The sequence below is a fragment of the Micromonospora sp. NPDC001898 genome (assembly GCF_042891255.1).
GTDB lineage: Bacteria > Actinomycetota > Actinomycetes > Mycobacteriales > Micromonosporaceae > Micromonospora.
Genome location: NZ_JBIATC010000016.1, coordinates 111,122 through 119,033, shown reverse-complemented (window position 1 = coordinate 119,033; position 7,912 = coordinate 111,122). Strand labels below are relative to the sequence as shown.

5 protein-coding genes are annotated in these 7,912 nt (G+C 73.1%); 3 read left to right on the top strand and 2 right to left on the bottom strand.

Features of this window, described 5'->3' with window-relative positions; genetic code table 11:
• Nucleotides 1-503: 503 nt before the first annotated feature.
• Entirely contained in the window at nucleotides 504-2,324 is a 1,821-nt protein-coding gene (locus ACFYZF_RS25435) for a beta-N-acetylhexosaminidase (protein WP_387024822.1), read from the bottom strand.
• A 288-nt stretch (nucleotides 2,325-2,612) separates the two neighbouring features.
• Between ACFYZF_RS25435 and ppdK the strand changes: the two genes are divergently transcribed.
• On the top strand, nucleotides 2,613-5,348 hold the full coding sequence (gene ppdK / locus ACFYZF_RS25430; RefSeq protein ID WP_387024806.1) for a pyruvate, phosphate dikinase: 2,736 nt from the start codon (nucleotides 2,613-2,615) through the stop codon (nucleotides 5,346-5,348).
• 130 nt (nucleotides 5,349-5,478) lie between these two features.
• Here ppdK and ACFYZF_RS25425 read toward each other — a convergent pair whose 3' ends face one another.
• Entirely contained in the window at nucleotides 5,479-5,979 is a 501-nt protein-coding gene (locus ACFYZF_RS25425) for a roadblock/LC7 domain-containing protein (protein WP_387024804.1), read from the bottom strand.
• Nucleotides 5,980-6,213: 234 nt separating this feature from the next.
• On the opposite strand from ACFYZF_RS25425, the gene ACFYZF_RS25420 reads away from it, so the two are divergent.
• Nucleotides 6,214-6,564, top strand: coding sequence for a VOC family protein (locus tag ACFYZF_RS25420; RefSeq protein WP_387024802.1), 351 nt, complete (start codon nucleotides 6,214-6,216; stop codon nucleotides 6,562-6,564).
• Nucleotides 6,565-6,568: 4 nt separating this feature from the next.
• Nucleotides 6,569-7,828 carry a deoxyguanosinetriphosphate triphosphohydrolase gene (locus tag ACFYZF_RS25415; RefSeq protein WP_387024800.1) on the top strand — a complete coding sequence of 420 codons (1,260 nt, stop codon included), beginning with the start codon at nucleotides 6,569-6,571 and terminating at the stop codon, nucleotides 7,826-7,828.
• Nucleotides 7,829-7,912: the final 84 nt, after the last annotated feature.

The following is a 7,912-nucleotide window of genomic DNA, read 5'->3' as shown; positions in this document are numbered from 1 at the left end:
TACCGCACGTCCAACTGCCGCTCCCCACCCTTGCGGTCGGCCTGCACCGACACGACGGGAGCCTTCCCGGCGGCGGGGGCCGCGTGGGCGGCGACGGCGGGAGCGGCGACACCACCAGCGGCGGCGGCCAGAACACCAGCGGAAAGAACGGTCCTACGGATCAGATCGGTACGCATAACGGCGTGCTCCTCTGGTCGGGGGACACGCGACACCCGCACAAAAAACGACGGTGTGCCGCGAAAAAGGGGGGATCAGATCAGGGGGGACAACCCGGCGATCCGGGGGGACCTGCTCGGACGTCCAGGGGGGTGTAACCATCCCGGCCGGCCCCGCATTCCACGCGGGCCCCGGTTCCCGGGGGCTGCCCCGGGCCGGTCTCGCCCGGGTGAACCATGTACAACGCCCCCGACCCCCCACCGATTCCACCCCCACGGTGACCCCGACCACCGGACACCCCACCCCAAACCAGACACCACCCCACCCCGTCGATCAAGAGGTTCACGTCAACGGGGCGGCGAAACCCGACGCGTCCGTCTGGGCTGTGGTGGTTCTGGCCGCGACGTCTGGGTGGGGAGGTGGGGTATGCCGTGGGGCTCCGCCGGCCAGGGGATTTCCGGGGCCCGGTGGAAGGTGATGCCCGCGATGCTCCAGCGCGGGCCGTGGCCGGCGAGGCGATCGCGGAAGGCGGACCAGTCGTGGGTACGCCGGGGCGACCAGGCCAGCTCCGCCACGGCGGGGAGCCGGGGCAGCAGCATGAACTCGATCTCGGCCAGCGAGGTGACGAACTCGGTCCAGAGCGGGGCCTCCACGCCGAGCACCGCCTCGGCCGGCACGCCGTCCAGGTGTGTCCCCGGGTCCCAGTCGTACGCGCGGGCCACGTCGATCAGCCCGGCCCAGTCGTGCCCGATCGGGGTGTCCGGGGCGTACCTCATGTCGAGGTAGGCGTGGTTGGCGGGGGAGAGGATCAGCCGGGCGCCGCGCCGGACGGCCTCGGCGGCCACCGGGTCGTTCCCCTGCGTGCCCCACCACTGGAGGATCCGCCCCTCGGCGTGCCCGGCCGGGGCGATCTGGTGCCAGCCGACCACCGTCTTCCCGGTGTCGGCGACGATGCCCTGCAACCGCTCCACGAAGCGGGCGTACACGTCGGGCGGAACCTTGAACGCCTCGTCCCCGCCGATGTGCAGGTACGGCCCGGGGGTACGGGCGGCGACCTCGCCGAGCACGTCGGCGACGAAGGCGTACGTGCGCTCGTCGGCCGGGTCGAGGTAGCTGAAGCCGACCGCGGTGCCGGTGTACGGCGGCGGCGCGACCCTCTCGGGCGCCAGCTCCGGGTACGCGGTCAGCGCCGCGTTGGTGTGGCCGGGAAGGTCGATCTCCGGGACGACCGTGACGTGGCGGCGGGCGGCGTACCGGACGATGCGCCGGTAGTCGGCCGCGCTGTAGCAGCCGCCGGGGCCGCCGCCGACCTGGGTCGCCCCGCCGACGGTGGCCAGCCGGGGCCGGGCATCGACGGCGATCCGCCAGCCCTGGTCGTCGGTCAGGTGCAGGTGCAGGTGGTTGAGCTTGTACCGGGCCAGGTGGTCGACGACCCGCAGCACGTCGGCGACGGCGAAGAAGTGCCGGGCGACGTCGAGCATCGCGCCCCGGTACGGGAACCTGGGCCGGTCGACGATTGTCCCGCCGGGCAGCGTCCAGCGTCCGGTCACCGGGGCGGGACTCTCGATTGCGGCCGGCAGGAGCTGGCGCAGGGTCTGCACGCCGTGGAACAGGCCGGCCGGGGTGGCCGCGGTGAGCCGCACCCCGTCGGACCGGACGTCGAGTCGGTATCCCTCCGCGCCGAGGGCTTCGGCCCCGGCCCGCCCGGCGGTGTCGGGCCTGGCGGTGTCGGGCGCGTCGATCGGTCCCGTGACGTGGGGCCCGGCGCCGGACAGCGTGAGGGTCAGGCCGCCGGCCGGGTCCGCGACGGTGTCGGCTACCGGGACCGGGTAGCCGGTGGCCGGGCGGAGCAGGGCGGCGAACTGCTCGGCGACGTCCCGGGCGGCCGGATCCGGGTCGACCCGGACGACCGCGTCGGCCGGGAGCGTGAAGTCGGCCGCCGGGTCGGGCTCGACCTGTTCCGGCGCGGGCACCACGTCGCCCAGCCGGACCGGGGCCGGCGGCGCGAGCCGGTCGCCGGCCACCCGGGCGGCGGCCCGGGCCAGTTCGCCGGCGGCCAGCCGGCGGCCGGCCGGGTCGGTCGGGGCAAGCAGGTCGGGGGCGGTCTCGGGATCGGTCTCGGGGGCGCGGGGCGGGACGGGCGGCACGGCGTCGACTCCCGGGTGTATTTACGAGTGATATGGCAAAGGTGAGGTTCGACAGAACCCGCGCCAAGAGTACGAGAGGAGCGGGAAAATGCGTGATAGTGCGCGTGGAAGCGGTCCCAAAAACCGGTACGGACACGCATAGTCCGGATGACTGTGCCGATTGTCACCGAACGGGCCCAGGTCAGACGATGTTCGCTTACCCTTCGCCCACCGACCGGCGACGACATCGGATTGCCGGTGGCCGGCCCCGGGGTATGGAGGATCTGAACCTTCGTTAAGTGTCAGTCCCGGCGCACGTGGGAGGCTCTGGTGGCAGCGCAAGAGATGGTCGATCGCAAGTACGTCTACGACTTCTCCGAGGGCAACAAGGAGCTCAAGGAGCTTCTCGGTGGCAAGGGGGCCAACCTCGCCGAGATGACGAACCTCGGCCTGCCCGTGCCCCCCGGCTTCACGATCAGCACCGAGGCCTGCAAGGCGTACCTCGCGACCGGCCGGGAGCCGGACGGGCTGGCCGGCCAGATCGAGGCGCACCTGGAATCGCTGGAGCGCGGGATGGGCCGGCGGCTCGGCGACCCCGACGACCCGCTGCTGGTGTCCGTCCGCTCCGGCGCCAAGTTCTCCATGCCGGGCATGATGGAGACCGTCCTCAACGTCGGCCTCAACGACCGCAGCGTCGTCGGGCTCAGCGCCCAGGCGGGCGGTGGGGCGGGCCAGACCACCTCCGGCGGCGCGAACCGGTTCGCCTGGGACTCCTACCGCCGGCTGATCCAGATGTTCGGCAAGACCGTGTGCGAGGTGCCGGGCGAGGAGTTCGAGCAGGCCCTCGACGACGTCAAGCGCGCCCGGGGCACGCAGAACGACCTCGATCTGGACGCGGACGACCTGCGCGGGCTCGTCGACGCGTACAAGAAGATCTTCGCCAAGCACACCGGGCGGGAGTTCCCGCAGGAGCCGCGCGAGCAGCTCGACCTGGCCATCCGCGCGGTCTTCGAGTCGTGGAACGCCGAGCGCGCGGTGCTCTACCGTCGCCAGGAGCGCATCCCGGCCGACCTTGGCACCGCGGTCAACGTGGTGGCCATGGTCTTTGGCAACCTCGGCCCGGACTCGGGCACCGGCGTCGCGTTCACCCGCGACCCGGCCAGCGGCGCGCAGGGCATCTACGGCGACTACCTGGCCAACGCCCAGGGCGAGGACGTGGTCGCCGGAATCCGCAACACCGTGCCGTTGCAGGAGCTTGAGCGGCTGGACAAGAAGTCCTACGACGAGCTGCTCGGCATCATGGCCCGGCTGGAGGAGCACTACCGGGACCTGTGCGACATCGAGTTCACCATCGAACGCGGCAAGCTGTGGATGCTCCAGACCCGGGTCGGTAAGCGCACCGCCGCGGCGGCGTTCGTCATCGCCGGGCAACTCGTCGACGAAGGGCTGATCGACCTGGACGAGGCGCTGCACCGGGTCAACGGCGCGCAGCTCGCCCAGCTCATGTTTCCCCGGTTCCAACTCGACCACGAGTTCGAGCCGGTGGCCAAGGGCATCGGCGCGTCGCCGGGCGCGGCGTCCGGCAAGGTGGTCTTCACCTCTGCCCGGGCGGTCGAGCTGGCCGGCGCGGGGGAGGCGGTGATCCTGGTCCGCCGGGAGACCAACCCCGACGACCTGAACGGCATGATCGCCTCCCAGGGCATCCTCACCTCGCGGGGCGGCAAGACCAGCCACGCCGCCGTGGTGGCCCGGGGGATGGGCAAGACCTGCGTCTCCGGCGCCGACGAGATCGACGTCAACGTGCCGGCGAAGATGTTCACCGTCGGCGGGCGCACCGTCGCCGAGGGTGATGTCGTTTCCATCGACGGCACCACCGGCAAGGTGTACCTCGGCGAGGTGCCGGTCATGCCGTCCGAGGTGGTGCAGTACTTCGAGGGCAGCCTCGACCCGGAACACATCGACAACGCGCTGGTCCGGGCCGTACACCGGATCATGACGCACGCCGACGGGCGGCGGCGGCTGGCGGTGCGGACGAACGCCGACACCGCCGCGGACGCCGCCCGGGCCCGGCGCTTCGGCGCGCAGGGCATCGGGCTGTGCCGCACCGAGCACATGTTCCTCGGCGACCGGCGGGAGTTGGTCGAGCGGCTGATCCTGGCCCGCACCGACACCGAGCGGCAGGACGCGCTGGCCGCGCTGCTGCCGTTGCAGCGCGACGACTTCGTGGAGATCTTCCGCGAGATGGACGGGCTGCCGGTCACCGTGCGGCTGATCGACCCGCCGCTGCACGAGTTCCTGCCCCCGTTGGAGCAGCTCGCCGTGGACGTCGCCGTCGCCCAGGAACGCGGCGAGGACGTCGCCAAGGAGGAGGCGCTGCTCGCCGCCGTCCGGCGGATGCACGAGGAGAACCCCATGCTGGGACTGCGTGGGGTCCGGCTCGGTCTGGTCATCCCCGGCCTGTTCGCCATGCAGGTCCGGGCGATCACGGAGGCCGCGGTCCGGGTCACCCGCGAGGGCCGGGCGGCCTGCCCGGAGATCATGGTCCCGCTGGTCGGCGCGGTCCAGGAACTGGAGACGGTACGTGCCGAGGCCGAGAAGATCATCGCCGAGGTGGTCGGGGACAGCGGCGTCGAGGTGTTGATCGGCACGATGATCGAGGTGCCCCGGGCGGCGCTGACCGCCGGCCAGATCGCCGAGGCGGCGCAGTTCTTCTCCTTCGGCACCAACGACCTGACCCAGATGGGCTGGGGCTTCTCCCGCGACGACGTCGAGGGCGCGTTCTTCTGGCGCTACCTGGAACTGGGCATCTTCGGTATCTCGCCGTTCGAGTCGATCGACCGCGACGGCGTCGGCCGGCTGGTGCGGATCGCCGCCGAGGAGGGCCGGGCCGCCCGGCCGGAGCTGAAGCTCGGGGTCTGCGGCGAGCACGGCGGCGACCCGGAGTCGGTCCACTTCTTCCACGAGGTGGGGCTGGACTACGTCTCCTGCTCGCCGTTCCGCGTCCCGGTGGCCCGGCTGGAGGCGGGTCGCGCCGTGGTGGAGAGCGACGGCTCCGACAGCCGTTGACCGACAGCCGTTGACGGACAGCCGTTGACCGGCCGGCGTCGACCGACCCGCGCCGCCGACCTGCGGCGTCGGCCGATCGGCGCCGGCCCCGGTGGGTGAGCCGCACGCACCCCCACCGGGACCGACGGGCTCAGATCGGTGGACGCCGCCAGCCGGTGACGCGGGACGCGTTGGGGGCCCGGCCGGGCAGCGTCGCCATGGGGGTCCGCACGGCCAGTGGCGCGTGCGGGTCCGGCACCGGGCCGGGGACGACCGCCGTGCGCTGCCGGTCGAAGACGGAGCCCGCCCGGTCGGCCACCTCCCGGGCCTCCGTGTGCAGCGTCTCCAGGTCGGTGCCCGCTGCGGTGACCAGGGTGAGCAGGGCGTGCCGGCCGGCCGGATAGGTCACCACGCAACCCCGGGCGGTGCGTACCACCGATTCCTGGAACTCGCCGTGCCGCACCGTGTCGGCGACCCGATTGCCGAGGCCGAAGCTGGCCGCGGCCAGGGCTGCCAGGTGGGTTGCGTCGGTTGTCGGCAGGTCGCTGGAGATGAGCAGGCCGTCGGTGCCGGCGAGCACCGTGCCGGCGACCTCCGGCCGGCGTCGGCGCAGCCCCCACAACTCCGTTCCCAGCACCGCGTCAGCGTCCACGAGCGTCACTTCCCGTCGTGCATTCAGATGTGCGGATCTTCGGTAACGTTCTGCTCCGGAAACGCTACCCGCCGCCATGGCGGCCCGCGACCCCCGCGACGGTCGGCGATCGGTCGACAACTCTCGACTGATCGGCTGTTGCAAAACCCTCACCTTGCCCGCCGAGCCGAGCGGGCCGCTCCGGCGTAACCTGAGCGCGCGAGTGTGTCGTATCGCCGGTGGAGGGTGGACCGCATGGCCAGCGTCTGGGAAAGTCTGACCGTCGACGCGCGGGATCCGGCCCGGCTCGCCCGCTGGTGGGCCGAGGTCCTGGGCTACCAGCTGGTCAACGAGCAGCCCGACGAGGTGGAGATCCGGCAGTCCGCCGACCAGCTCCCCGGCATCGTCTTCCTGCCGGTCCCCGACGACCGGCAGGTCAAGAACCGGCTGCACCTCGACCTGCGCCCGGCCGACCAGGAGGCCGAGGTCGAGCGGCTGGTCGACATGGGCGCCCGGCACGTCGACGTCGGCCAGGGCGAGGTCGGCTGGACGGTGCTGGCCGACCCGGAGGGCAACGAGTTCTGCGTGCTGCGGCAGCGCGGGTAGTGGAGTGAGCGATCGGCACGAGGGCGTCCCCGGCGGCGAGCCGGCCGACACCGCGCGTTGGGTCGCCGAGCCGCCCAAGGACGCCGCGCACGGCCGCTCGCCGTACGAGCGGGACCGGGCCCGGGTGCTGCACTCGGCGGCGTTCCGCCGGCTCGCCGCGAAGACCCAGGTGCACGTCGCCGGCACCGACGACTTCCTGCGTACCCGGCTGACCCACTCGCTGGAGGTGGCGCAGATCGCCCGGGAGATGGGCGCCCGGCTCGGCTGCGACCCCGACGTGGTGGACACCGCCGGGCTGGCCCACGACCTCGGGCACCCGCCGTTCGGGCACAACGGCGAGGCGGAGCTGAACCGGCTCGCCGCGGCCTGCGGCGGGTTCGAGGGCAACGCCCAGACGCTGCGGGTGCTCACCCGGCTGGAGGCCAAGGTGCTCGGCCCGGACGGGCGTTCCGTCGGGCTCAACCTGACCAGGGCGTCGCTCGACGCCACCGGCAAGTACCCCTGGCCGCGCCGCCCTGGCGAGCGCAAGTTCGGGGTGTACGCCGACGACCGGCCGGTCTTCGACTGGCTGCGCGCCGGTGCCCCGGCCGGCGGGCGGCGCTGCCTGGAGGCGCAGGTGATGGACTGGGCCGACGACGTGGCGTACTCGGTGCACGACGTCGAGGACGGCATCCACGGCGGGTACGTCGCCCTGCGCTCGCTGCTGGCCGACCCCGACGAGCGGGCCGCGCTCTGCGCCGACGTGGCCACCGCGTACTCGGGGGAGTCCCCGGCCGATCTGGGTGAGGTGCTGGTCGAGCTGCTCGCCGACCCGGTGCTCGCCCCGCTCCTCGGGTACGACGGCAGCCACCGCGCCCAGGCCGCGCTGAAGGCCACCACCAGCGTGCTGACGGGCCGCTTCGTCTCGACCGTGCTGGCTGCCACCGGGGAGCGCCGCGGCCCCGGCCCGCTGCGCCGGTACGCCGCCGACCTGGTGGTGCCGCGCCTGGTCCGGGCGCAGTGCGCGCTGCTCAAGGGGATCGCCCTGCGCTATGTGATGCGCCGGCCCGGATCCCGGTGCCGGTACGAGCGGCAGCGGCAGATCCTCGCCGAGCTGGTCTCCGCCCTGACCCACCGGGCGCCGGAGGCGCTCGACGAGGTCTTCGCCCCGCTGTGGCGGGCCGCCCCGGACGACGGCGCCCGGCTGCGCGTGGTGATCGACCAGGTCGCCTCGCTCACCGACCCGGCCGCGCTGGCCTGGCACGAGCGGCTGCTCGCCGACTGAGCCGCCGGGGCGGCCGAGGGGCGACAGGACCGGCCGGGTCTGCCGGCGGGATCGAGCGGCCAGTAGGAAGCCGGGGTTACTTAG

Coding starts and splice junctions, on each gene's coding strand:
- ACFYZF_RS25420 (WP_387024802.1), top strand. CDS start 6,214: ATGGCCAGCGTCTGGGAAAGTCTGACCGTCGACGCGCGGGATCCGGCC.